Here is a 24,264-nt window from a genome sequence, read left to right on the forward strand (position 1 = left end):
CTTCATCTATCACTCGTTTAGTTTTCAAGGATCAATCGCGCCGCCGTGAGGCGACTTGATAAAGGTAACATGTTGCCGAGCAAATGTCAACAACCAAATCTTATCTATCTTTCATCACCGCGTCTCTCTCGGCGACAGGACTAAGAATACCAAAATCCCCTTTCAGCCGCCACTCCATTTCTGAAACAAATCCCGACGAACACCTCGACCTCAGGCTTCGGACAAGGTCTTTTTTTACAGAATCGTGACTTTGCACGGTTTTCACAGTTTTCCCCGAAAATCAGCCCGTCCTTTCCACAATTCTGCCGAAGTTATCTACTATCCTGAGTTCAACAACTTTCGAATTGATAGATAGGAGGAACCACTCATGAAAAAATTCCTGTTGACCGGCCTGATGCTCGCAGTCCCGCTTTCCGTCTTCTTCAACCAAGCAGAACCGGCAAGCGCGGCTCCGCTGACTCCGCACTACTCGTTCGTGAACCAATGGCAAGAACGGCTCTACCAAGAGATGCAGATGTTCCAGAACATGTTCTCCCACACGTCTTCCCAACTACCGATGCCGCAGCAGATGCAACAACAACTCCAAGATCAACTCAACCAAATCCTGAGTCAAATGAACCAATACCAAAACCAACAGCAACAACAATGGATCGATCAAAACATCGCCCGCCGCTCCGGCCTGCGCAAACTCCCCCGTCAATCCGGCAACGGGCGCGCCCAGCAAAACGTCAACAGCGGGTTGAAACTCGCCGCCGGCGACAACGGCGTCTCGCAAAAAACCCTGCAATCCGCCGCGCAGATCCTCCAAAACATCTCGCTCCCGACCCTGCAAACGGAACTCGGCGCAAAACCGAGCTCCGGCACGGAAGTCGCGCTGTTCTCCTCTCAGCGCTCCTACGGCCAAGCGCTGCTGCAAGCGGGCGTCCCGCAAAACCAAATCAGCGCGATCATCACGAACACCGGCGGGATCACCATCGGCAACACCATCTGGATTCCGCTCTACAACTTGAAAAACCAAAGCGATCTCGCCAACGTCCTCACGCACGAACTCACGCACATCATCTTCAACCAACAAGGCATCGGCGATTCGCTTCCGACCTGGATCAACGAAGGCACCGCGTGGACGATCGGCCTGAACGGGGAAGCGCAAGTCAGCCAATCGGCGGTCCAGCAAGAAACCGCCCGCGAAAACCAAGCGGTCTCCCGCGTCGCCCAAGCCGGCAAGCTCTTGCCGCTGAACGCCGGTGAAGACGACATCTTGAGCGCCGGCTACAACGTCGAATGGGTGGACTACCTCGCCGTCCAACAACTGATCAAAACCTACGGCGCCGACGAGTACAAAGCGTTCCTCGCCGACATCCCGCAAAACGGCGTCGAAGCGAGCTTCCAACAACACTTCGGACAGTCTGTGGAAGAGTTTGAACAAAGTTTCTCCCTCTAAAACGCATCAGATACGCAAAAGACCCGGCTCCGCACATGGCAGACCGGGTCTTTTTCTATAGAAAAAACTAAGCCAGCTGACGTCTTGCTTTGATCTTGCCGAGCTCCTGCCGCAAACGTCGGGCAGCCGCGATGTTCCACACGGCAGCCCCGCCGAAACAGATCGCCGTGATAAACGGAGAGACCGCCAAAAACGCCTCGACCGACATCGTGTAGACACAGCTTGTCCGAATCACCGCTTCCGCCAAACACACGAGTCCCCATACCCATGTCATCCGGTACATCGCTTTGCGAAAGTGCGCGTATTGCCAGTTGCGGTCATATTCCCGACGCGCCTCCGGATCGGTGCCGACGGCAAACCGCTTCGAGAACGCGAACACCAGAGGATTGCCGATCAAGATCGAGCCGATGCAAATCAATCCGAGCACCACGGAAACAAACGACTCGCGCACCAGCAGCATTTTTTCATCGCCGGAGATCAGCGCCGCTCCGATAGCCAGCAAAAAACCGACCAGCATGAACACCCCAAACGCATCCACTCTCCGATGACGCAAAAACACCCAGAGATTTTCCACCAAGGGAATCGTCGTCGCAATCGCCAGCGCGGTAACGTCTGACATACGACCTTGCAGCAATTCATAGACGCCCAGCGGAACAGCTAAGTTGATCAAGAACGTGATGAGGATTCCGCGAATGATTTCTTGCCTGTTCATGGCCACACTCGCTCACCTGCCTGCTTATCATTATATAACTGTATTTTAACCCCAAAACACAAGGACTTACAAGCAAAAAACAAACTTCTTTTGCATGAACTCCCTCCCTTTACCAAAAAATAACTCTCGTAACCCTGTCAACTCTTGCCTTTTCTTGTACGAAAATTGTCATATGGTATAATAGGGAAAGCGAGGGGGAGGACAACTTACATGGATGATCAACATATTAAGAGTTCCCGCAGCGACCGCCACGGCGGCGGTGAGAAGAACAAATCTTCTGACGCCTCTGAGAAACCGAAGAAGAAGAAGAAACAGCGAGGCCGCGTTTGGAAGGCCTTCAAAATCTTCACGTTCGTTTCCCTGTCCGTGCTTATCATCGGCGGCGGCGCGGCGGCCGGCTACGTGGTATCGATCGCAAAAAAAGCGCCGGAACTCGATCTCAACGCCATTACGAACATGGCTGCCACAACCAAGGTCTACGATTCAGACCAGCAGTTCATGTTCTCCTTGCAAGGCGACGGAAACCGCGACCTGATCAAGTCGGTCGATGACGTTTCTCCATTTGTCGTCAATGCCTTCATCTCTGCTGAAGATAAGGACTTCCGTTCTCATTTTGGCATCAATCCGTACGCGATGGCGCGGGCGTTTGCTCAGAACGCCATCGGTCATTCCATTAAGTCCGGTGCGTCTACGATCACACAGCAGACGATTAAGAACGCGATGTTTCCCGAGCAAGACCGCACGTGGGAGCGCAAAATCCAAGAGGCGTATCTCTCCATCCAGCTTGAGAAGAAGCTGACCAAGGACGAGATCATGACCACGTACCTCAACTGGATCTATTTCGGCAAGTCCGGCACGGAGAACCTCTACGGGATCGAGCGGGCGTCCAAGGCGATTTTTAACAAACCGTCGAAGGACTTGAACCTCGCCGAAGCGACCGTGTTGGCCACGCTGCCGAACAACCCGAGTTTGTACAACGTCTATGAGAACATGGACAACGTCCAAGACCGCCAAGAGTACATCTTGCGCGAGATGCTCCAAAACGGCTACATCGACACCGCGCAATACCAAGAAGCCAAAAACTTCGACGTGTCGGCCGAAATTCAAGCCGTTTCGCAGAAAAAGGAAGTCGTAGCCGGCAGCTTCCCGTACCTCAACTCCGAGATTGAAACGCGCGCGGCGGAGGAACTGCTCAAGACCGGCAAGTACGAGTCGCTCGACCAAGCGCGCCAAGCGCTGTTTCGAGGCGGGTATCAAATCTACACCACCATCGACCGCCCGTTGCAAAACACGGTCGACACCGTGCTGAACAACGCCGACTTCTATCCGAAAAACCTCACCTACGACGTGACGGATAACAAAGGCAAAACCACGCATGTGGAAAACGCCTTGGAACAGTCCGGCGCCACGTTGATCGACAACAAAACCGGCCGCGTGCTCGCGATGGGCGGCGGACGTAATTACGAGCAAGACCAGATCAACCACGCCACCCGCCCGCGCCAACCGGGTTCCACGATGAAGCCGATCGCCGTCTACGGCCCGGCTGTGGATCTGAAAAAACTCGGCTCCGGCTCCGTCATCGACGACGTGCCGATGGTGTGGCCGGACCAAAACGCCGCCAACGGGAAGTATTTCCCGATGAACTGGGACCATAAGTTCCACGGTTTGATGACGGCGCGCGAGGCGTTGGAACAATCATACAACATTCCGGCGCTGAAAGTGTTCCACGACATCACCCCGAAAGTCGGTCTCGATTACGTGCGCAAGATGGGCGTTACGACGATCGGAGCGGATGACGAGAACTTGGCAGCCGGGATCGGCGGTCTCTCCCAAGGGTTGACCGTGCTTGAAGCGACGTCTGCGTACACGGTGTTCCCGAACGCGGGCGTGCACCGCGATGCGTACATGATCGAGGAAATCAAGGACCGCGACGGCAACTCGGTGTACAAGCACGAGTCGAAAACCGACCAAGTCTTCTCGGCGAACACCGCCTACATCCTCAACGACATGATGAAGGACGTCGTTCGCAAAGGGACCGCATCCGAAGTCGGCCGGAAATTCCCGAGCTACTCCATCGCCGGCAAAACCGGGACCACCAACGATGACAAAGACGCTTGGTTTATCGGCTACACCCCGGATTTGACGCTTGGCATCTGGGTCGGCTACAACATCCCGCACAACTTGTTAAACGGCGAAGGCAACCGTCCGAAAAAGCTCTGGAACGAGATCATGGGGCAAGTCCTTCCCGACGAGAAGGATCGGACGAAAGACTTCTTCCCGAATCCGGGCGGCGTTCGCTCGATTGCAATCTGCACATACTCCGGCAAATTGCCGACCGCGTTGTGCCAAGAGCAAAAGGCCGTCTCCACCGAGCTCTTCCCCGCGGGAGGAGAACCGCGCGAGCCGGACGATGTGCTCGTCAAAGCGAAGTACTACGAAGCGGGCGGCAAGAAATACCTCGCGACCGATTCCACCCCGTCCTACTTGGTCAAAGAGGGAGTCTTCATCAAGCGCGAGAAGTATGAACTGCCCGATAACAACAAAGCCTACCTGCCATCCGATTGGGAGATGGAATTGCCGGAAGGCGACCTCAAGGACGGCGTCTCCGTCCAGTCGAACAAAACCCCGAACGGCTTGAAAGTGTCCGCGTCCACCACCGTGTCGGTCTCCTTGGCTTGGAACCCGGTGGACGGAGCGAAGAGCTACCTCGTGTTGCGTTCGGAGAGCGAAGCGGGTCCGTTCCAGATCTTGCAGGAAGTCAACGACCCCGGCTATACCGACACGACGGTGCAAAGCGGCAAATCGTACTCGTACCAAATCGTCACCCAAGACAGCGACGGCGCGCACTCCGCTCCGAGTTCGACCGTTACGGTGACACCGGGTCAAGTGACGCTGGCCGTGCCTTCAGGCGTTACCGTCACACCGGGAGCGGTCGGATTGACCGTTTCGTGGAACGCGGTGCCAAACGCCACCGGGTATACGGTCTATCGCAGCCTCGATCCGAGCGGCACCTATTCAAAAGTCGGCGCAACGTCCGACACTTCGTTTGGCGATGTCGGCGCTCTGCCGGGTGCGACGTTCTACTACAAAGTCACCTCGATGTCCGGGGCACAGGAATCGAACGCCGCCGCCCCGGTCAAAGGCACCGTGTCCGGCGGCAATGGAAACGGTGGCCCCAACGGTTCCGGCGGAACGAACGGCGGAGGAGCAACGCAAGCGCCCGCCACTCCCGCAAGTGTCAACGCAAACGCCGCGACCTCCGCGATCGTGATCAACTGGTCGTCGGCGTCGGGAGCGAAGAGTTACGTTGTCGAGCGCAGCACGAACGGATCCACTTGGAGCCAGATCGGGTCTGTCTCCGATACCACGTACTCCGACGGAGCTGCTCAGCCGGGACAGAAATACTACTACCGCGTTCGCTCGGTCGGAGCTGACGGCACCACTTCAACACCGTCACCGACCGCAAGCGCCACGTTGTAGCATAGAAAAAAGCACTGCCTCCATTGGGGCGGTGCTTTTTTTGGTATGTATGCAAGAATAAAGAGCACCTGCCTCACGCGGAAGGTCAGATGCTTTTTTCGAATGCAATGTCTTCAAGGGTAGCGATGCCTTTTTTTGTATGAAAAGAGCACCTGCCTCCAGCAAGAGGTCAGATGCTCATTGGTTTACTTCAGCGTCACAACCGTCACACCGTTGCCGCCCTCGCCCTCGACGCCGTAGCGGAATGATTTCACGTAGCGGTGCGTTTTCAGATAGTCTTGGATGCCGTTGCGCAGAACGCCGGTGCCTTTGCCGTGGATGATGTGGATCGTGCCCATCCCGGAGATCAGCGCGTCGTCGATGTACTTGTCGACTTTGATGATCCCGTCCTCGATGTTGAACCCGCGCAAGTCGAGCTCCAACCCCATCACCTTCGGCTCCGCTCCTTTGCGGCCGACGACGGTACGGGTCGGGGCTTTTTCCTTGGGCAACAACTCCAACGCGTCCAGCGTGACTTTGGTCTTCATCGAGCCGATCTGCACCATCGCTTGCTTGCCCTTCAGCTCCACGATGTCGCCCTTTTGGTTCAAGTGCACGACGCGAACATGGTCGCCCACTTGCAGCGGACGAGCGGACGGCTTGGCTTTGGCGGTGCGCTTCTCGCGGGCGAGTTGCGGCGCCGACTCTTCCAGCTGTTTGCGCAGTTCAATCAAGCGATGTTCCTTGATTTGCCCGCGCTCTTCGGCCGCGATGCGGCGGAGTTCTTCGACGATCTCCTTCGCTTCCCGATCGGCTTTCTGCACGGCGCGGCGCGCTTCTTGCTCCGCGCGCTCCATGACTTTGTCCTTCTGGGTGAGGAACTCTTCGCGCTCTTTCTCGAACTCCGCCAAGCGTGCTTCCATCTCGCGGCGCAAGTCCTCGGCTTTTTCCCGTTCCTTCTCCGCCGCCAGTTGGTTTTGTTCGAGCTTGCGAATCAGGGAATCGACTTCAACGTCCTCCGTTTTGAGGCGTGCTTTCGCTTCCTCGATGATGTCGGCGCGCAGACCCAAGCGCTGCGAGATCGCAAACGCGTTGGAGCGGCCCGGAATCCCGATCAACAGCTTGTAGGTCGGGCGCAGACTTTCCACGTCAAACTCAACCGACGCGTTGATCGCGCTCGGTTCGTTGTACGCGTAGCCCTTCAACTCGCTGTAGTGCGTGGTCGCAACCGTCTTCGCCCCGCGCTCTTTCAAGAAGTCGAGAATCGCCATCGCCAGCGCCGCCCCTTCGGTCGGGTCGGTGCCGGCGCCCAATTCGTCAAACAGCACGAGCGAGCGGAAGTCGACATGTTCCAGAATCCGTACAATGTTCGTCATGTGCGACGAGAACGTGGAGAGCGACTGTTCGATCGACTGCTCATCGCCGATGTCGGCAAACACTTCGTCAAACGTCGAGAGCACCGAATTGTCGTCCGCCGGAACGTGCAGGCCGGACATCGCCATCAACGTCAAGAGGCCGAACGTCTTGAGCGTGACCGTCTTGCCGCCGGTGTTCGGACCGGTGACGACGAGCAGCGAGAAGTCTTCGCCAAGACGCAGGTCGGACGGCACCACCACGTCGCGCGGAATCAGCGGATGGCGGGCGCGGCGCATGTTGATCACGCCGTCCTCGTTCATCTGCGGACGGGTCGCGCGCAACTCATTGGCGTACGTCGCTTTGGCAAAAATAAAATCAAGCTCCGCCAGCGCGTCTTGCGCGTCCAACAGGTCGTGCGCATGTTGGCCGATCTCTCCGGAGAGGCGGGCAAGAATCTTGTCAATCTCGCGGATTTCCTTGATCTCCAACTCCCGCAAGTTGTTGCTCATCTGCACAACGGCCGCCGGTTCGATGAACAGCGTGTTCCCCGACGCCGACTGGTCATGCACGATCCCGTCAAACGAACCGCGGTATTCGATTTTCACCGGGACGCAGTAGCGGTCGTTGCGCTGCACGACGAGTTGCTCTTGGAGCATCTTGTTGTAGGAAGACGAGCGCAAGATCGTGTCGAGCTTGTCCTTGATCCGCGCGTGCATCGTGCGAATCTCGCCCCGGATGCGGCGCAGTTCCGGCGAAGCAGTGTCGCGCACGGCGGCGTTCTCGTCGATGCAAGAGCGCACGTCCTCTTCCACATCGCGCAATTCCGGAATCACTTCCGAGATCGAGATCAGGTGCGGAAGCGGAGATTCCTCGTTCGTGTCGTGCAGGAATTTCTTGAGCCGACGTCCCGCCATAATCGTATCGGCGATGTCGAGCAACTCCATCGCCGACAGGGAGCCGCCCATCGTGGTACGGCGCAACGGCCCGCGGTTGTCGTGAATGCCGCCCAGCGGAATCAATCCGCGCAACCGGTAGACGGTCACGCCCTCCTCCGTCTGCTGCTGCCAAGTTTCCACTTCGTCGAGCACCGTGGACGGGTACAAGTCCTGCGCCATCGACTTGCCGAGCGAAGAGGATGCAAGCGAGACCACAGCCTCGCGGATTTTATCGTATTCGAGCACGCGAAGCACTCGTTCGTTCATCAAGCTCACCCCCAAAATCTTGAAGTCAATTATAACACATTTTCCTTGAAAAAATGGGACATTCTATGTCTACACTCGCACAGCCAATCTTGACATCCTAACAGCCAAAGGAGGAGATCGTCACATGAAAGTCTTGGGTGCTATCGTCCGCTTTATCGTCTCGGCCATCGTGCTGATGGTGATCGGGATGCTCGTCCCCGGCTTCAGCCGTCTGTCGTTTACGTCCGCACTGATCGCTGCGGTTGTCATCGCCGTTTTGGGTTGGGTGGTTGAACTTCTGTTCGGTCGCCGCGTTTCTCCGTACAGCCGCGGGATCATCGGCTTCATCAGCGGTGTCGTGGTGATCTATCTCGCACAACTGTTCGTACCGGGCATGCACGTCACTCTGTTCGGTGCCATCCTCGCGTCGTTGGTCATCGGGATTATCGACCTGTTCGTGCCGGGGGATGTCAAAGGCAATGTGATGGGCAACCGTCACGGAGCTTCGGAACGCTTGCGTGACCGCAATGACTAATCCAAACCAGCTCCAAAGCGAGTGATACGAAAAAGCCCTAGCCGATAACGGTCTAGGGCTTTTTCGATAGGGGGCGCGAATCCGGCAACTTAAGACAGCGGGAGAAATCCCTTAAACTCGGAGATCAAGAGAGCCGCCAACTGCGAATGTTGCAGCGCGCCGCGCACCGACTCTTGCGGCATCAAGTTCATGACGTTGACGACGAGAGCGGCGATAAACACCGCCAGCGCCAAGCCGATCACGGCGCCGGAGAGACGGTTGACGATGGAGAGGCCGGGCAAGTTGGCGATCATGTCGAGCAGCCGTCCCACGAACTTCACGACAAAGAAGCTCACGAAAAAAAGCAAAAGAAACGCGATCGCTTCCTGCAAGTGATTCAACACGGTGTTCGCGATCAAATTCGCCACCGCGTTGCTGCCGTCGGTGAAGGTCGTCACCGTCACATACTTGGCGACGACCGGCACGAACGACGGATACGCCGTCTTGGCGATAAAGTAGGCGGCCAGCATCCCGACCAGCGATATGATCTGCCGCACCAATCCCGTTCTCCACCCGTTAAACGCGGCAAGCAACAGGAAGACGCCGATCACCGCATCGGTCACTCGCGCTCTCCTCCTCCAAGCTGTTGCGCCTGTTCGAGGATGCGCAACAGGTCTTCATACTCCTGACGCAGCTTCAAGTATTCGTCCGCCACGTTGACGGCGGCGAGCACCGCGACACGGTTGAGGTCGAGCCGCGGGTTTGCTTCGCCGATTTCCTTCATTTTATGATCCACGAGCATGGCAACCATGCGAAGTTGATCCACGGAGGCTTTGCCCTTTATCTGATAATCTTGGCCGTAAATCACAGCTTTGATCTTGTTCACGTCTGTGCTGTTGGAGTTTGGATTTTTCAGCAAGGGAATTCGCCCCTTTCTCGTCTCCCTGCTATTTCGCTTCGCAGACCGTAAACTCCTTCTTACGCGCGAAGTTCTGCTCCATAGCCCGCTTTGAGCGCTTCCAGCACGTTGTTGTGGCGTTCGCTCACTTCTTCATCGGTCAGCGTCCGCTCCGGAGAACGGTAGACGAGGCGGAACGCAACCGATTTTTTGCCCGCCGGCACTTGCGGCCCTTGGTAGAAATCGAACACGCGGGCGCTCTCCAACAGATCGCCTGCCGCCGAGTTGATCGTGCCGAGCATATGGCCCGCCGGAATGTTCACATCGACCAGCACCGCGATGTCGCGCTCCATCGCCGGGAATTTCGGCAGCGCAGCAACCGTCACTTCACGGCCCTCACGCGCTTGCATGAGCGATTCGAGGTGCAACTGGAAGTAGTACGTCGGCGGCAGGTCGCACGCTTCTTCGACTTCCGGATGCAGCGCGCCCACATAGCCGAGGAAGATGTCGCCCTTCCAGATGTCGGCGGTGCGGCCCGGATGCATGCTTGCCATCTCGACCGCGCTGTACGTCACGCCGTCGATGCCAAGCCCTGCGAGGACGTTTTCCACGACGCCCTTCACGGCAAAAAAGTCCACGGCACGCGGTTTTTCGCCGATGCCGACCGGTCCGAAGTTGCCGGTGAAAATGCCGGAGATGCGGGTGCGCTCCGTCGGCAGTTGCGCCGGGTCGTTGTCCGGGAAGAACACGCGGCCCACTTCAAACAGCGCGAGGTCGTTCGTTTTGCGGTTGCGGTTGTACTCCACCACTTCAAGCAGAGACGGCAGCATGTGCGTGCGCAAGACGCTGCGCTCTTCGGACATCGGGTGCATCAGCGCGAGGCGGTTGGAAAGTTGCTCGTCGTCCGCCAAGCCCAAGCGGTCCAGCGCTGCCGGAGATTGGAACGTGTACGTGATCACTTCGGTCAAGCCGCTGTTGATCAACAGTTCGCGCACATGGCGGCGCAGGCGTTGTTCCGGCGTGAGGCCGCCGCGAATCAACTCGCCCTGCGGAAGCGTCGCCGGGATTTTGTCGTAGCCGTAGATGCGGGCGATCTCTTCAATCAGATCGACGTCGCGGACGATGTCCGGGCGGCGGGTCGGAACGGTCACGCGGTGCGCGCCGTCAACTTTGAAGCCGGAGACTTGGAACCCGAGGCGGGTCAACACGTCGACCATCTCGTCATCGGAAATCTCCGTGCCGAGGTAGTCGTTGACGCGCTCAAGCGTCAAGTCGAGCACGTTCGGCTCTGCTGCCGCTTTGACCACTTCCACCGGAGCGCCGACCACTTCGCCGCCTGCCAGTTCCGCGATCAAGAGCGCGGCGCGCAGCAGGGCGTTCGTGATCATGCCTTGGTCGATCATGCCCTTCTCGAAGCGTTTTTGCGCTTCCGAGAACAGGCCGAGCGCTTTGCCGGTCTTGCGGGTCGTGCCCGGGTCGAAGTACGCCGATTCCAGCACGATCGTCGTGGTGTTGCTGTCGACTTCCGAATTTTCGCCGCCCATGACGCCGGCGAGACCGATCACTTTTTCCGGGTCGGCGATGACGAGCATCGAGGAGTCGAGGGTGCGCTCCACGCCGTCGAGCGTGACGTGCGTTTCGCCGTCTTGCGCTTGGCGGACGATGATCGTGTCGTCGGCGACTTTGCTCAAATCAAACGCGTGCAGCGGTTGGCCGAGTTCGAACATCACGAAGTTGGTCACGTCGACGACGTTGTTGATCGGGCGCACGCCGACCGCCAGCAGTTTCGCTTGCAGCCAGAGCGGGGATTCCGCGACGGTGAGACCCTTGACGACGAGCGCCGAGTATTTGGTGCAGTTGTCCGATTCGATCTTGACGGTGACCGGAGTCGGGGTGGCGTGCGGCGCATTGAACTCTTCGACCATCTTCACTTCGCGGCCGAGGATCGCGGCGATTTCGTAGACGACGCCGCGATAGTTCAGCGCGTCCGCACGGTTCGGGGTCAGTTCCAGTTCCATGACCACGTCGTTCAAGCGCAGGTAGTCGGCGATGTCCGCTCCGACCGGCGCGTCGCCCGGCAGGATGTACAGGCCTTCCGTCTGCTCTTTCGGGAGCAGTTTGACGTCCATGCCCAGTTCTTTCGCCGAGCAGAGCATCCCTTGGGATTCCACGCCGCGCAGCTTGGCTTTTTTGATCTTGAAGTCGCCCGGCAGTTCGGAGCCGACGACGGCACAGGGAACTTTTTGCCCCGGAGCGACGTTCGGCGCGCCGCAGACGATCTGCAGATTTTCACCGGTGCCCGCGTCGATCGTGCAGACGCGCAGTTTGTCGGCGTTCTCGTGCTGGCGGGTCTCCAGGACGTGCCCGACGACGACGCCGGTGATGCCTTGGTTCAGTTCGGTGAACACTTCGACCGGGATGCCGGCTTCCGTGAGTTTGTCACCCAGTTGTTGCGGCGTGAGGTCCGCCACGTCAATATAGTCATTCAGCCATTGGTAGCTAATTTTCATCGTCCATTCCCTCCTACATCCGCGACTTGAAGTTTTGCATCAAGCGCACATCGTTTTGATAAAAACCGCGGATGTCTTCGATGGCGTAGCGGCGCATCGCGGTGCGTTCCACACCCATCCCGAACGCGAACCCGGAGAACACGGTCGGGTCGTAGCCCGCCATCTCCAAGACGCTCGGATGCACCATGCCGGCACCCAGAATTTCAATCCAGCCCGTGCCTTTGCACGTCCGGCAGCCGGAGCCGCCGCAGTTGTGGCAGGTCGCGTCCACTTCGGTGGACGGTTCCGTGAACGGGAAGTAGCTCGGACGCAGGCGCACTTGCACGCCGTCGCCGAAGATCTCGCGGGCGAACGTCAACAGCGTGCCTTTGAGATCGCTCATGCGGATGTTGCGGTCGACGACGAGGCCCTCGATTTGCATGAACGCATGAGAGTGCGTCGCGTCGTCGTCATCGCGGCGGTACACGCGGCCCGGCGAGATGATGCGGATCGGGTCCGGGTATTGCTGGCCCTTGGCGCGCGCTTCGGCCGCTTTCTCCCCCATGACGCGGGCTTGCATCGGCGACGTCTGCGTGCGCATCAGGATCTCTTCGGTGACATAGAACGTATCTTGCATATCGCGCGCCGGGTGGTTTTTCGGCACGTTCATCGCTTCGAAGTTGAAGTAGTCGAACTCCACTTCCGGGCCTTCCGCCACGGAGAAGCCGAGACCGATGAAGATGTCCTCGACGTCGCGGATCAACTGGTTGAGCGGATGCTCGGAGCCCACCGGCACCGCGCGGCCCGGCAAGGTCACGTCGACCGCTTCTTCCGCGAGACGCTTGTTGCGCTCCGCTCTCTTGAACGCGGCTTCCTTCTCGTCGTGCGCCGCTTCCAGCTCGTCGCGCACTTCGTTGACCAATTGCCCGATCACCGGACGCTCTTCGGCGCTGAGGGACCCCATGCCGCGCAAGATCGCGGTGAGTTCGCCCTTCTTCCCGAGATATTTGACTTTCCAGTCGCCGAGCGCTTGCAGCGACTCCTGACCTTGCAGGTCGGTCAGCGCTTGCTCTTTGAGCCCTTGCAGCTGTTCTCTCATGTCTACATTCCTCCTAGAAAATAAAAAAAGACCCTTCCTCCACAAGGGACGAAAAGGTCTTCGCGGTACCACCCTTATTGAGTTTGGGACACGACAAACCAAGCCCCGAAACTCCACTTCATTGCAAGATAACGGTGTTGACACACCGGCACGCCCTACCCAAAGCTCTGGTCAACCAAAGCTCCTTCAAGCGCGCAGCTCTGGAGTGAACTTCAACATCCGGCTTCACAAGGGTGCTCGCAGTCGGTGACACCCATTCCCTGTTGTGATCCAAGCATGCCTACTCTCTCCATCAACGCTGATTCAGTCTTCAATTGCTACTTAGTATAGTATACTGCTGTTCGGAATGCAACTTCCACTCTGTAAAAAACTTCATTTCAGAAAAACTACATTTGCTTCCGGCGAACGAACTGCGCGTGATAAAACACATCGGCAAGCGCCAGCGTCAGTGCGCAGAACAGCGCAAAGTACCAATTGACGTTGGCGTCCCAGAACATCAGGTAGCCGTACTTCACGACGACGAACGTGACGACAAACTCCAGGGCTCCCGCCGCGAACGAGTTGACGGCGCGGGGCACGATGAGATCGATGATGAAGTTCACAACCGTAATGACCAACCCGAGCACCAGCGTATGGGTCAAGTTCAAATACCCGTGCCGCGGCGCAAACAGAGCGACAAAAGCAAGAGACGCGATCGTCAGAAGGTACTTGACGAAAAAGCTTAACACCTGATTCATTCCACGCACCCCCTCTATACAAAAAAGGATGCCCTGAGGGCACCCTTTTTATGAAGAGCGGAACGAAAGCGAACCGTACCTCCAAAAGCAAATCGCAACCGAACAAACACGAGTGTTTACGAAATCGTCCCCAAATGGACTCCGGCGCTTCCGAGAAGTACGCACACCCCTGAGACCCTGCCCGTTTTTGAAGGACCGATCAGCTCCGTTGACGCAGCGCCTCATACAGCATGACCGACGCCGCAATCGCCGCGTTGAGCGATTCCGCTTGGCCCGGCATCGGCAGCATGACGTTCGTGTCGACCAACCCGGCGATTTCGCCCGAGACGCCGCTCGCTTCCGAACCGATCACGAGCGCGACCGATCCGCTGAAATCGGCGTTGAACACGGTCTTCTCCGTATCGACCGAAGTCCCGACGACCGCCACGCCCAAGTCTTTCAATTGCGGCAAGAACGATTTCAAATCCACCGTGAACACCGGCAGATGGAACAACGACCCCATCGTCGCGCGCACAACTTTCGGGTTGTACACGTCCACGCAGTTCCCCCCGACAAAAACGCCCGTCGCGCCGACCGCATCGGCCGTGCGAATCATCGTCCCGAGGTTGCCGGGGTCTTGAATGCCGTCCAGCACCAAGTACAGCGGTTGCTCCTTCTTCGCGACAAACGCGGTCGGATCGCCCTCCGTCTTGCGCACCACCGCGATGACCCCTTGCGGCGTCTGCGTATCGGCGACATGCTCCAGCACGGACTCCGCTACTTCATACAGCGTCGCCCCCATGCCGGTCGCGCCCGTAATGATGCGGTCAAAGCGGCCCGACTGCGGGTCGCCGGAGATCAAGACATCCTCAATCGGCGCCCCCGCGTCAATCGCTTCCTCGACCAGTCGAACGCCTTCCAACAGATAGAGCCCCGTCTGGTTGCGGTACTTCTTCTGTTTCAACGACGCCCATTGCTTCACGCGGTTGTTCTTACTCGATGTAATCTGTTCCATGCGCTGACCACCTTATCTCGTTTCGTCCAGTTCATCCAAATCTTCATTGCGCCCGACCACGACCAACACATCGCCCTCTTGGATGATGTCGCTGGCGATCGGCGCGATGTTAATGTGCGTACGGTGCTTGATCGCCATGACGTTGCAACCGTACTTGCGGCGAATGTCGATCTGCTCCAGCGAACGTCCGACGAATTTGCTCGGAGCTTGAATCTCCAAAATCGAATAGTCATCCGCCAACTCAATATAGTCCAAGATGTTCGGGGAAATCAGGTTATGCGCCACGCGAGCGCCCATGTCGCGCTCCGGGTAGACGACGCGGTCTGCGCCGATCTTCTCCAGCACTTTGCCGTGCATCGTATCTTGCGCTTTGACGACGATCATCTTCACACCCATCTCTTTGAGCGTGAGCGTCGTCAGGATCGAACTGCGCACATCGTCGCCGATCGCCACAACCACCACATCGAAATTCCGAATCCCAATCGACTTCAGCGCGTTCTCATCCGTCGAGTCGCACGCGACGGCGTGTGTCACGATGTCGACCGAATCCTGCACCAGCTCTTCGTCGACGTCGATCCCCAACACGTCATATCCCAATTCATACAACGTTTTGGCGACACTGCTCCCAAAACGCCCCAGCCCAATCACCGCAAATTGCTTTTGCGCCATCCGGCCCTCTGCCTCCTCTACACCCATGACTCCTGAATCTGTATGTATCTGTTCGTAGCGTACCCCAAACTTACAAGAAAAAAAAGACCTGGCCGCAAGGTCAGGTCTTTTCATTTGCAAAGTAGCTGCAAGCGCTCAGACTTACAGGTTGCCCTTTGCGAGGGTTGCGAGTTCGCCGAAAGCAGCTGCGTCGTTGACAGCGAGGTCAGCGAGCATCTTGCGGTTCACTTCAACGCCAGCTTTCTTCAGGCCGAAGATCAGCTTGGAGTAGGACAGGCCGTTGAGGCGAGCTGCCGCGTTGATGCGGGCGATCCACAGTTTGCGGAAGTCGCGCTTCTTCTGGCGACGGTCGCGGTATGCGTACATCAGGGACTTCATAACCTGCTGGTTAGCAGTACGGAACAGGCGATGCTTGGAACCGCGGAAGCCGCGTGCCAGTTTCAGAACTTTCTTATGACGACGGCGGGTAACGGTACCACCTTTAACTCTCGGCATTTCAGTAACCTCCTATGCAATCAAAAACGTTGCGTATGTGGATGTAATAGTCTTACAGGTAGGTGAGCATTTGCTCAATGCGCTTCTGGTCGGACGGGTGAACCATTGCAGCTTTGCGCAGGTGGCGCTTCTGCTTGGTTTCTTTGTTGGAGAACATGTGGCTACGGTAAGCGTGGGAACGCTTCAGTTTGCCGGAACCAGTTCTTTTGAAACGCTTCGCCGCGCCGCGGTGAGTTTTCATCTTAGCCATGATTGCGTGACCTCCAAATCGAGTCTTGAATGAGTTAGGTTGTTTTCGGCGACAGGATGATGATCATGCTGCGGCCTTCGAGCTTCGGATGACGCTCGACAGTTGCGATCTCCGCGCATTCCTCCGCGAGACGGTTCAGGACGCGTTGGCCGATTTCCGTATGCGTGATTTCACGGCCGCGGAAGCGGACGGACGCTTTGACCTTGTCGCCTTCCTTGAGGAACTTCACGGTGTTGCGCAACTTGGTCTGGAAGTCGTGTTCCTCGATGTTCGGAGTCATGCGAACTTCCTTGATGGAGACGATCTTCTGGTTCTTGCGGGCTTCCTTCTCCTTCTTGCTCTGCTCGTAGCGGAACTTGCCGTAATCCATGATCCGGCAGACCGGCGGCTTCGCGGTCGGAGCCACGTTGACCAGGTCCAAGTTCTTATCCACTGCGATCTGCAGAGCTTCACGCAGAGATTTGATCCCGAGCTGGTCGCCATTGGAGTCGATCAACCGCACTTCACGAGCGCGGATGCCATCATTGATTTGAACCTCTTCTTTGCTAATAACCTGTCACCTCCTGAAGTTCTGGGCAAAGCCTTGCAGAAAAACAAATATGCGAGTGCATGACGTGTAAGTCATACACTCGCATATGAAAAGACGACTGGCTTGTCGTAACAATTCAACTCCAAAACCCGTTCACGGCTCCGAAGAGCGTTCGTGGGTGAGAAGCGCGAGTGCTTCTGCTTGTGGTCATGTGCCATATGAACTTCCATATTGCATGATACCATACCTTCGCAGGTTCGGTCAAGCAAGACGAAGTGATTTTCGTAAAAAAGCGCTCCCACCTCTGCTCCCTGCAGCAAAGGCAAAAGCGCTGACAGCAACTCGGTCATGTCGTGCTCGTAATGATTTCAGGTAGAACGTGTCTTGCTTTGTACTCAATATAAACAACTGGACTCTTGATGTCAACACTTTTTTGCAAAACTTGTCACATTTTGCGGTCGACCGCGTTGGAGGCTGTTTTCCAAGAACGCGCGTCCTCGCACAGCGGACAATCGGAACAGACCACCGCAGAATCGGCGAACACTTTTCTCACCGTTTCCACGATCGGCGGCATCTTCTCGCGGCCGTGCGCCAAGTGGATGTGCACCCGTTGCGGAGCCGCCGAGATCAGCGCGCTCATCGTCTCTTCGATCATTACGCCGCACTCGCGCAAATTCTGCTGCTGTTTGGCGCCTTCGAGCTCGTCAAACAGCAGCGGCCTGCCTTCGCCGTCGAACAATCGCGGAGCCGTGTCTTCCTCATGGCAGACCATGTGCAACAGCGGCAAGCCCGGTTCTTGAGCTTGCAAAAAGTAGCGGAGCAACTTGACGAATTCTTGATATTCAAGCTCCATCAAGTACTCGTCGATCGCTTGCTCGATGACGCGGTGCAGATCGGCTTGCAGCGCGTGCATGCGGAATCGAAGCATCCCTTCGATCAGCAACTCGCGGGAGTTGAGCAACTGGTCGGCGACCGTTTCCATGATGTGGCGGCGGCGCAGCGACAGGCCGTTTTCGTCTTGGAGTTCGTCGAGCATGCGCACGGCGGAGTCGGCGAGGTACTCGACCTCGTCCGCCGCGTAATAATAGAAGTCATTGGCGACGATGCGCTCCATCTCGTGGCGCTCCCAAACATCGGTCACAAATTCCGCCACCGCTTCGGAGAGCAACCTGACAGCCGCCTCCGTCGCATCATCCGATTTGCCTTTCTGAGACTCGCTCAAACGATATGTAAAAAACGTATACGCACCGCGCGTGAACGTTTCCCCTTGCAGCGACACTCCCAACTCCCGTAACTTTTGGTCCGCTTCCTGCAGACACCCGCCAAGAGCTTCGGCAAACTTCTCAGCGCCAATCGTGAACTTTTTCAATGGGATCACCCCTTTTCATGACTTCTCTGTCGATCCGTGGTGTTATTCCTCATTGTATGCGCGTGAATTGGCTTGTATACTTGAATGCTTCTTGCTAGGATGAGGACAAGAAAAATCTGGAAGGGGTTTGTCACATGGTGCAATACTTTCTGGGAGTCGTTCCGCCTCCGGAATACCAAGCCGTTTTGAAATCCTTTCACGATCACTCGCCGGTCTCCACACGGCCGTTTCTGCCGCACATCACGGTCAAAGCGCAACCCGGACTGACGCCCGATCTTGCGTGGCTAGAAAAAATCAACGCCGTCTGTGCCGACACCGAACCGTTCAACGTGCAGTTGGGGGAGCCGGACATGTTCGGCGATCGCGTGTTGTTCGTTCGCGTGCAACGATCAAAATCGCCCGGCCTCTACGCCTTTCACGACCGTCTCTTGGACGCCGTCAACCCGGACCCCGAAGTGTCTGCCGCCTACTTCGAACCTTCCGACGTGTGGCATGCGCATCTCACTCTGGCGGTCCTAGGCGACAACCTGACAGCCGAAGACCTTCTGGACATGAAAAAACACGCTGCTGTGGAACTCTCTCCGTTCCCCTCCTTCCCGGTGGAATTTCTGCGCGTGTATCGATGGAGTGGAGAACCCGGCACGTGGTACGAGGGGTTGCTCGACATCCCGCTCGGGGAACTCCGTTCTTAGATGTAATTTTCGCTGGAGTCGTAAAGCGAGATCGACTCTCTTATTAGAGAGTTTCCTACGAAAGAGCAGGTTTGACAACCCTCCAAATGGACAGTTTTCGAAACTTTCTTCAAGCTTGAGTCGTATGGTATAATGGATTTACAGTGATTTAACAGAGAGAGGGGACCATTTCCAACATGATTCGAAAATCATTCCTGCCGTTATTTATCTCAATATTCTTCCTGTTCAGCCTCTTCTTCGCACATCCGGCGTCTGCCCATCAACAATCGCTGGCTTCCTCGAAGATCACGTTCGAGAACAAAAAAATGCACATCTCGCTGTTGATCGACCAGAAATCGATCTTGGAGATCAACGGCTTTGACATCGAGAAAACCCAATCGCTCGACGAGTCGCAACTCTCCGCGCAGATTCGCGACAAATCGTTCGACTACATCAAGTCGGGCTTCCACGTCAAAAACAACGGCCAAGAGATGCCGGCGGAACTCGACTCCGTCTCGATTCCCGACCTCGCCAACGTGGAATTCGACCTGACGTACACGTCGGACGAGCTGATTGACAAGATCGACTTCGACTACAACATCTTCTTCGAGAACTCCAACGGCATGCACAAGAACGTCGCCACCATCGAGAACGGGGACAAAACGGACGAGTTCGTGTTCACCAATTCGAACCGCCACCTCGCGATGGAAGCGGGCGTTGAGCTCTCTTTCTGGAGCACCCTCGGGCAGTTTGTGGTCATGGGCGTCGAGCACATCCTCACCGGATATGACCACCTCGCGTTCTTGCTGACGCTGATCATCTTGGGCGGCACGTTCAAAAACATCTTGAAGATCGTCACGTCGTTCACCGTCGCGCACTCCGTCACGCTGATTCTCTCGGCGATGAACATCGTGGCGCTGCCGACGCGCTTGATCGAGTCGCTGGTGGCGGTGACGATCCTCTACGTCGCGCTGGAGAACCAGTTTATCAAGAACACCAACTACCGCTGGGTGCTGACCGGATTCTTCGGACTGGTGCACGGCTTCGCGTTCGCCGGAGCGCTCGCCGAGACGCAAGTGCCGAAAAACCACTTCCTCGAAGCTCTGCTCACGTTTAACATCGGGGTGGAGATCGGGCAGTTGCTGGTCGTCATCGTCCTGTTGCCGATCATCCTCTACATCCGCCGCTTCCGTTGGAACGTCTGGGTTGTGCGCGGGCTTTCCGGCAGCGTCGCGCTGTTCGGTCTGATCTGGTTCGTGCAGCGGGCGTTTGAGTGGAACATCCTCCCCTTCCTCGCCGTCTAGTCAAAAAAGCCCGTGTCCGACGCTTGCGGTGTCGGACACGGGCTTTTTTGACTCCTTCTTGAATAAGATGGAGCGAGGGAGGTGGTCCCCATCGTTGGACAAAATGTCTTGCTCCCGTTGTTTTGGATTCTGCTCTCGGCGTTTCTGTTGCAACGGGCGACTGCACATCTGCCGTGGTTGCGCATCCCGACGGTGATCGCGTACATCGTGTTCGGACTGGTTGTAAGCCTGTTGCTCCCGCCGTCTTGGCAAGAGCATTCAAGATGGCTTGGCGGAGTCAGCCAATTCGGGCTGTTCTACCTCACGTTTCTCTCGGGGCTGGAAGTGGATTTGCGGCTTCTCGTGCCGCGCCGCGAAGGGCCGCGCGTGTTGCAAAAAGCGATCCTGCTGTTTGTCGCGATGGCGGGAATTTCCTATGCGCTGGCGTGGGGCATGCACATGATCGACCCGCGGATTCAGCCGTGGATGATGGTGCTGATTCTCTCGACGGCGTCGCTTGGCGTGATCTTGCCGGTGTTGAAAGAGAGCGGACTGCTGCGAACGGTGTACGGACAGACCCTCTTGACGGCGGCGATGCTCGCCGACCTGCTGACGATGCTCGGGATTTCGCTTGCCTCCGACCTCGCGCGCAACGGACTCTCCTGGCGGCAATTGACGGTCGGCTTGCTGATTCCGCTGGCGGCGCTGTTCTATGTGGCGATTCTGCGCGTGTACCGCAGCCGTTTTTGGGACGCTTGGTTCGGACGAAACGGGATCGTCAAACTCCAAGCGGTGCTCGCGATCCTCGGGCTGTTCGGCGTGGTGACCGACTGGACGGGCTCGGAGCCGATTCTGGGGAGTTTCTTGGTCGGATTGCTCGTCGCCGGGTTTCGCTTGCCGGAAGATAACACCCTGCGCCAACAGATGGAGAGTTTGGGGTACTCGTTCGTCATTCCGGTGTTCTTCGTCACGGTGGGCGCGCGGTTTGACTTGCGGGCGTTTCTGGCTTCTCCCGACGCGTTGGTATGGATGCCGCTGCTCTTGTTGTGCGCGTACGGCGTGAAATTGCTGCCGATGCTCTGGTTCGGCGGACCGGCGATCGACATGCGGGACCGCTTCGCCGGAGGGTTGTTGCTCTCTTCGCAATTGACGCTGGTGATCGTGGCGGCTTCCATCGGCGTGCGCTTGCACGTGATTCCCCGCGTGATCGAAGAAGCGATGATCGTCGTCGCCATCCTCACCTGCTTGCTCTCGCCGCTTCTGTTCTCGTTTTTGAAAAAAACTCACGGGCCCGTGCGTCCGTGAGTTTTTTCGTGCGCAGGCAGGTTTACCGTTCGACCGGGCCGCCCTCTATTTCCCAGTATTCGAAGCCGTCGATCAGCTGATACGGCAGCGGCCCGTTTTGAGAATCGACGATCACGTCCGCGACATCCGTTTCCACCGTCAATTTGTTCAGAAAAAACCGATGCGCCGCTTCTGGACTTGCGGCGGGCGTTGCTAACGTCTTGCTTTGATACATGGAAAAACCCCCCCGATATCGTGTGTTGGCTTCATCGTAGCACGATGGCTTCTATTGCGTAATACTGATAGTTTTGATGATCCTGATCGCTTTTGGCGATGGTAAAAACGAAAAAAAACCCGCATCTCTCGTCAGAGAGACGCAGGTTTTCCAGCCAAGCAATCTTACTTCAAGAAGTCGTTCAGCACGCTCATCGGGAGCGCGGCGCGGTCGTCCATGAAGTTGGATAGCTCGGTGAGCGGTTGTTCCTTGCCGTTGAGTACGACAACGTTGTCACCGACGATGAAGGAGAGCGTATTGGAACCCTTGGTGATCGTGACCGTTTTGGTGTTGCCGTCCCAAGCGACGATTGCGCCCTTCGCTTCGGCAGCCGCGCGAACCGGGGTCAGCGTGGATTTCAGGGTGTCCGGGTCGATTTCCTTCTCCAGAGCCGGGATGCCGGAGAGATAGCCGACGGTGCCCGCTTTTTTGTTGTTGAAGTTCTTGTTGATTTCACGGTCGAGGTCCGCTTTCAGAGAATCGGACACTTTAATTTCCAAGTCGCCCGGATGTTGAATGTTCGACATGAGGTAAGAAAAGCCGTTCAGGTTGTCGACCATCTGCAGACCGGTGCCTTCCGCGCCGGCCGGGAGCGAAACGAGGCGGGACAGTTTGTGCGTGTCGATGTTGTACGCCCAAACGTAGTTGTTGATGTGCATGCCGGAGTCTTCACCGATGAACAGCGTGCGCATGTCAGCGGAGTACGACAGGTTGTCCGGGTTGGCGACTTTGTCCACGTTTGCGAGGTTGCCGAGCGCATCCGGTTTGGCGAGGTCTTCGCCTACGATCAATCCTTGCATGGTGCCGGCGACGTACTGCGAGTCGATCGCGTTGCCGGAGCGGTCTTTTTGCCCGCCTTGCAACGAGAGTTCGTACGTGACGCCGGAGGAGATCTTCGGCAGTTTGATGTCGTCTTGGACTTCGTTTTTGGTGTCGACGGTCATGCCTTTTTCGACGTAGGACATGGCGATGTAGACTTTTTTGTCCTTGGCGTTCAAGGTGACGCCTTCCATTTTGTTGAACTCACAGGTCGCGCCGAGGATCGCGCCGTACCGGCGGGATTCGAGGAACGCAGCCGCTTGCTCCATCCCCGGCTTGACTTTCAAGTATTCCACGTTGCCGGACGGGTAGGTTTTGATTTTCGTGAAGCCCGGAGTTGCTTGGTCGGCCGTCTCAAACAAGTCGTTGAAAGTCAGGCCTTTGTCGATGTAGCTCTTGACTTGATCGTCGGTCGCGTGGCCCAGTTTGATCCATTGCAGGTTTGCCGCGCCGCCGTTTTGGTCGGAGGTTTGGAGCCATTTCGCCGCATAAAGGGTGCCTGCGGAGAGGTCTTTTTCCTTGTCCGCCACGTACATGAACATCATCGTGTTCGAGCCGTCGTCGCCGAAGTAAACGGTGCGGTTGTCCGGCATGACTTTAGAAAGTTCATGCGAGAAGCGGCCCATCGAGTAGTGTTTCACCACGCTGGTGGAGTTGTCCGCTTTGACGGTCACTTCCGGGATGTAGCCGTAGACGTACGGGTTGCCCGCCTTGGATGGGTCTTGGTAATAGTTTTGTGTGAACGATTTCACGTACGTTTTGGAGTTGTCCGCTGCAAACGCGCGCGCGTCCGCTTCGTACTCTTCCGAACCCAAGTGGGTGTTCCACGGCGAGAGCGAGCCGTTGCACGGAATCCAGAGGCCGCCCACGCCGGAGAAGTCGATTTTTTTCAAATCGGTCGGCTTCAGCATGCCGTTGGTTTTGTTTTGATCGAGCGTCGTCAACGACATCGACGCCGGGATGATGCCGTACGCGGAAGTGCCGGAGTTGTCCTTGGTGATGTATTCGTAGTGCGTGACGAGCGAGAGCGGGTTGCCGCCGAGCGCCGTCGGTGCCATGCCCGGAATTTGCATCAGCGAGTTGGAGTCCGGATCGTCGGACACGAACGGTTGCGGGTCCGCGGAGACGGAGTTGTCCATGATCGGCTTGCCGTTCGCGTCGATCGAGACGCCCGCCGGCGTGCCGTTGATTTTGTCGGTGGATTTGAACAGGGTCTTATAGGTCAACGGGTAGATTTTTTGCGCGCCGTTGGAGTACGTGACTTTCACAGAAGCGTTGGTGTAGATCTTCGACATGTCGACCGCGTTGTTCGGAGCGTCGGTGCCGATGAATTCCACCGATTTGACCGTCACCGGTGCGTTGGCAACCGCGTGCGCCGGAGCTGCGAACGGAATGGCAAGCGTCAATGCGAGTACGGGAAGCAAGGCTTTCTTCTTCATGTGTGTAGATTCCTCCACCCTGGTAGTCATGGTCTCTTCTTCCTCACTCTACCAATCTAGTATGGAGACCCATTGAACAAATTGTAAAAAAAACAACGAGTCGCAACTTGGACTCGTTGTTGGTGTGAGAGTTTACACGCTGTTCGGCTTGTTCTTCTAGCTCTGACAAGAAACCAACTGCAAAACGCAAAAAGCGCCCCGATCAACGAAATGACCGAAGCGCTTCTGATGTGCTGTATGGTGCTATCAACAGGACTCGAACCTGTGACCCCCACCATGTCAAGGTGGTGCTCTACCAACTG

General features: G+C 56.9%; 21 protein-coding genes and 1 other annotated feature. Of the genes, 6 read left to right on the plus strand and 15 right to left on the minus strand.

Annotated elements, in window-relative coordinates; translation table 11 throughout:
* Window positions 1–367: 367 nt before the first annotated feature.
* Window positions 368–1,441: a hypothetical protein gene (locus EL26_RS21340; RefSeq protein WP_038094098.1), complete on the plus strand. Its 1,074-nt coding sequence runs from the start codon at window positions 368–370 to the stop codon at window positions 1,439–1,441.
* A gap of 67 nt (window positions 1,442–1,508) precedes the next feature.
* Here the strand turns inward: EL26_RS21340 and EL26_RS21345 are convergent, their stop codons facing one another.
* Window positions 1,509–2,153: a VC0807 family protein gene (locus tag EL26_RS21345; protein ID WP_038094101.1), complete on the minus strand. Its 645-nt coding sequence runs from the start codon at window positions 2,151–2,153 to the stop codon at window positions 1,509–1,511.
* Between the two features lie 210 nt (window positions 2,154–2,363).
* Here EL26_RS21345 and EL26_RS21350 point away from each other — a divergent pair, with 210 nt between their 5' ends.
* The gene (locus EL26_RS21350; protein WP_052036668.1) at window positions 2,364–5,633 is read left to right on the plus strand and encodes a PBP1A family penicillin-binding protein; all 3,270 of its coding nucleotides are present in this window, start codon (window positions 2,364–2,366) and stop codon (window positions 5,631–5,633) included.
* Window positions 5,634–5,818: 185 nt separating this feature from the next.
* On the opposite strand, the gene EL26_RS21355 is transcribed toward EL26_RS21350, so the two are convergent.
* Complete coding sequence (locus EL26_RS21355; RefSeq protein ID WP_038094102.1) at window positions 5,819–8,170, minus strand: endonuclease MutS2; 2,352 nt, start codon at window positions 8,168–8,170, stop codon at window positions 5,819–5,821.
* Window positions 8,171–8,294: 124 nt separating this feature from the next.
* On the opposite strand from EL26_RS21355, the gene EL26_RS21360 reads away from it, so the two are divergent.
* Window positions 8,295–8,684 (plus strand): phage holin family protein, encoded by a 390-nt coding sequence (locus tag EL26_RS21360; RefSeq protein ID WP_038094103.1) that lies wholly within the window; start codon window positions 8,295–8,297, stop codon window positions 8,682–8,684.
* 89 nt (window positions 8,685–8,773) lie between these two features.
* On the opposite strand, the gene EL26_RS21365 is transcribed toward EL26_RS21360, so the two are convergent.
* The 11 genes from EL26_RS21365 to ytxC all read right to left on the minus strand — a co-directional run bounded on the left by EL26_RS21365 (window position 8,774) and on the right by ytxC (window position 18,192).
* Window positions 8,774–9,286, minus strand: coding sequence for a CvpA family protein (locus tag EL26_RS21365; RefSeq protein ID WP_038094106.1), 513 nt, complete (start codon window positions 9,284–9,286; stop codon window positions 8,774–8,776).
* On the minus strand, window positions 9,283–9,582 hold the full coding sequence (zapA, locus tag EL26_RS21370; protein ID WP_238546164.1) for a cell division protein ZapA: 300 nt from the start codon (window positions 9,580–9,582) through the stop codon (window positions 9,283–9,285). The genes EL26_RS21365 and zapA overlap by 4 nt, the downstream gene beginning before the upstream one ends.
* 59 nt (window positions 9,583–9,641) lie before the next feature.
* Window positions 9,642–12,071 carry a phenylalanine--tRNA ligase subunit beta gene (gene pheT, locus EL26_RS21375; RefSeq protein ID WP_038094108.1) on the minus strand — a complete coding sequence of 810 codons (2,430 nt, stop codon included), beginning with the start codon at window positions 12,069–12,071 and terminating at the stop codon, window positions 9,642–9,644.
* Between the two features lie 13 nt (window positions 12,072–12,084).
* A complete protein-coding gene (gene pheS / locus EL26_RS21380) occupies window positions 12,085–13,149 on the minus strand; it encodes a phenylalanine--tRNA ligase subunit alpha (protein WP_038094135.1) in 1,065 nt (354 codons plus the stop codon).
* A 41-nt stretch (window positions 13,150–13,190) separates the two neighbouring features.
* Window positions 13,191–13,454: a binding site (T-box leader), on the minus strand.
* Between the two features lie 81 nt (window positions 13,455–13,535).
* On the minus strand, window positions 13,536–13,886 hold the full coding sequence (locus EL26_RS21385; protein ID WP_038094138.1) for a DUF2512 family protein: 351 nt from the start codon (window positions 13,884–13,886) through the stop codon (window positions 13,536–13,538).
* Window positions 13,887–14,085: 199 nt separating this feature from the next.
* Entirely contained in the window at window positions 14,086–14,880 is a 795-nt protein-coding gene (locus EL26_RS21390) for a TrmH family RNA methyltransferase (protein WP_038094141.1), read from the minus strand.
* A 12-nt stretch (window positions 14,881–14,892) separates the two neighbouring features.
* A complete protein-coding gene (locus EL26_RS21395; RefSeq protein WP_038094142.1) occupies window positions 14,893–15,549 on the minus strand; it encodes a potassium channel family protein in 657 nt (218 codons plus the stop codon).
* 141 nt (window positions 15,550–15,690) lie between these two features.
* Entirely contained in the window at window positions 15,691–16,044 is a 354-nt protein-coding gene (gene rplT / locus EL26_RS21400; RefSeq protein WP_038094143.1) for a 50S ribosomal protein L20, read from the minus strand.
* A 52-nt stretch (window positions 16,045–16,096) separates the two neighbouring features.
* Window positions 16,097–16,294, minus strand: a complete 198-nt coding sequence (gene rpmI / locus EL26_RS21405; protein ID WP_038094145.1) for a 50S ribosomal protein L35 — start codon at window positions 16,292–16,294, stop codon at window positions 16,097–16,099.
* A gap of 34 nt (window positions 16,295–16,328) precedes the next feature.
* Window positions 16,329–16,844 carry a translation initiation factor IF-3 gene (gene infC, locus EL26_RS21410; protein ID WP_081857393.1) on the minus strand — a complete coding sequence of 172 codons (516 nt, stop codon included), beginning with the start codon at window positions 16,842–16,844 and terminating at the stop codon, window positions 16,329–16,331.
* Window positions 16,845–17,268: 424 nt separating this feature from the next.
* Window positions 17,269–18,192, minus strand: a complete 924-nt coding sequence (gene ytxC / locus EL26_RS21415; protein WP_038094150.1) for a putative sporulation protein YtxC — start codon at window positions 18,190–18,192, stop codon at window positions 17,269–17,271.
* Between the two features lie 134 nt (window positions 18,193–18,326).
* On the opposite strand from ytxC, the gene EL26_RS21420 reads away from it, so the two are divergent.
* From EL26_RS21420 to EL26_RS21430, 3 genes are all read left to right on the plus strand, one after another.
* Window positions 18,327–18,884: a 2'-5' RNA ligase family protein gene (locus EL26_RS21420; RefSeq protein ID WP_052036669.1), complete on the plus strand. Its 558-nt coding sequence runs from the start codon at window positions 18,327–18,329 to the stop codon at window positions 18,882–18,884.
* A gap of 176 nt (window positions 18,885–19,060) precedes the next feature.
* Window positions 19,061–20,167: a HupE/UreJ family protein gene (locus tag EL26_RS24190; RefSeq protein WP_052036670.1), complete on the plus strand. Its 1,107-nt coding sequence runs from the start codon at window positions 19,061–19,063 to the stop codon at window positions 20,165–20,167.
* 81 nt (window positions 20,168–20,248) lie between these two features.
* On the plus strand, window positions 20,249–21,451 hold the full coding sequence (locus EL26_RS21430) for a cation:proton antiporter (protein WP_081857395.1): 1,203 nt from the start codon (window positions 20,249–20,251) through the stop codon (window positions 21,449–21,451).
* 22 nt (window positions 21,452–21,473) lie between these two features.
* On the opposite strand, the gene EL26_RS21435 is transcribed toward EL26_RS21430, so the two are convergent.
* Together EL26_RS21435 and EL26_RS21440 are read right to left on the minus strand one after the other, a co-directional pair.
* Entirely contained in the window at window positions 21,474–21,665 is a 192-nt protein-coding gene (locus EL26_RS21435) for a hypothetical protein (protein ID WP_038094152.1), read from the minus strand.
* Between the two features lie 164 nt (window positions 21,666–21,829).
* Window positions 21,830–23,962 carry an alkaline phosphatase PhoX gene (locus EL26_RS21440; protein ID WP_081857396.1) on the minus strand — a complete coding sequence of 711 codons (2,133 nt, stop codon included), beginning with the start codon at window positions 23,960–23,962 and terminating at the stop codon, window positions 21,830–21,832.
* Window positions 23,963–24,264 lie beyond the last annotated feature (302 nt).

The sequence above is a fragment of the Tumebacillus flagellatus genome (assembly GCF_000714935.1).
GTDB lineage: Bacteria > Bacillota > Bacilli > Tumebacillales > Tumebacillaceae > Tumebacillus > Tumebacillus flagellatus.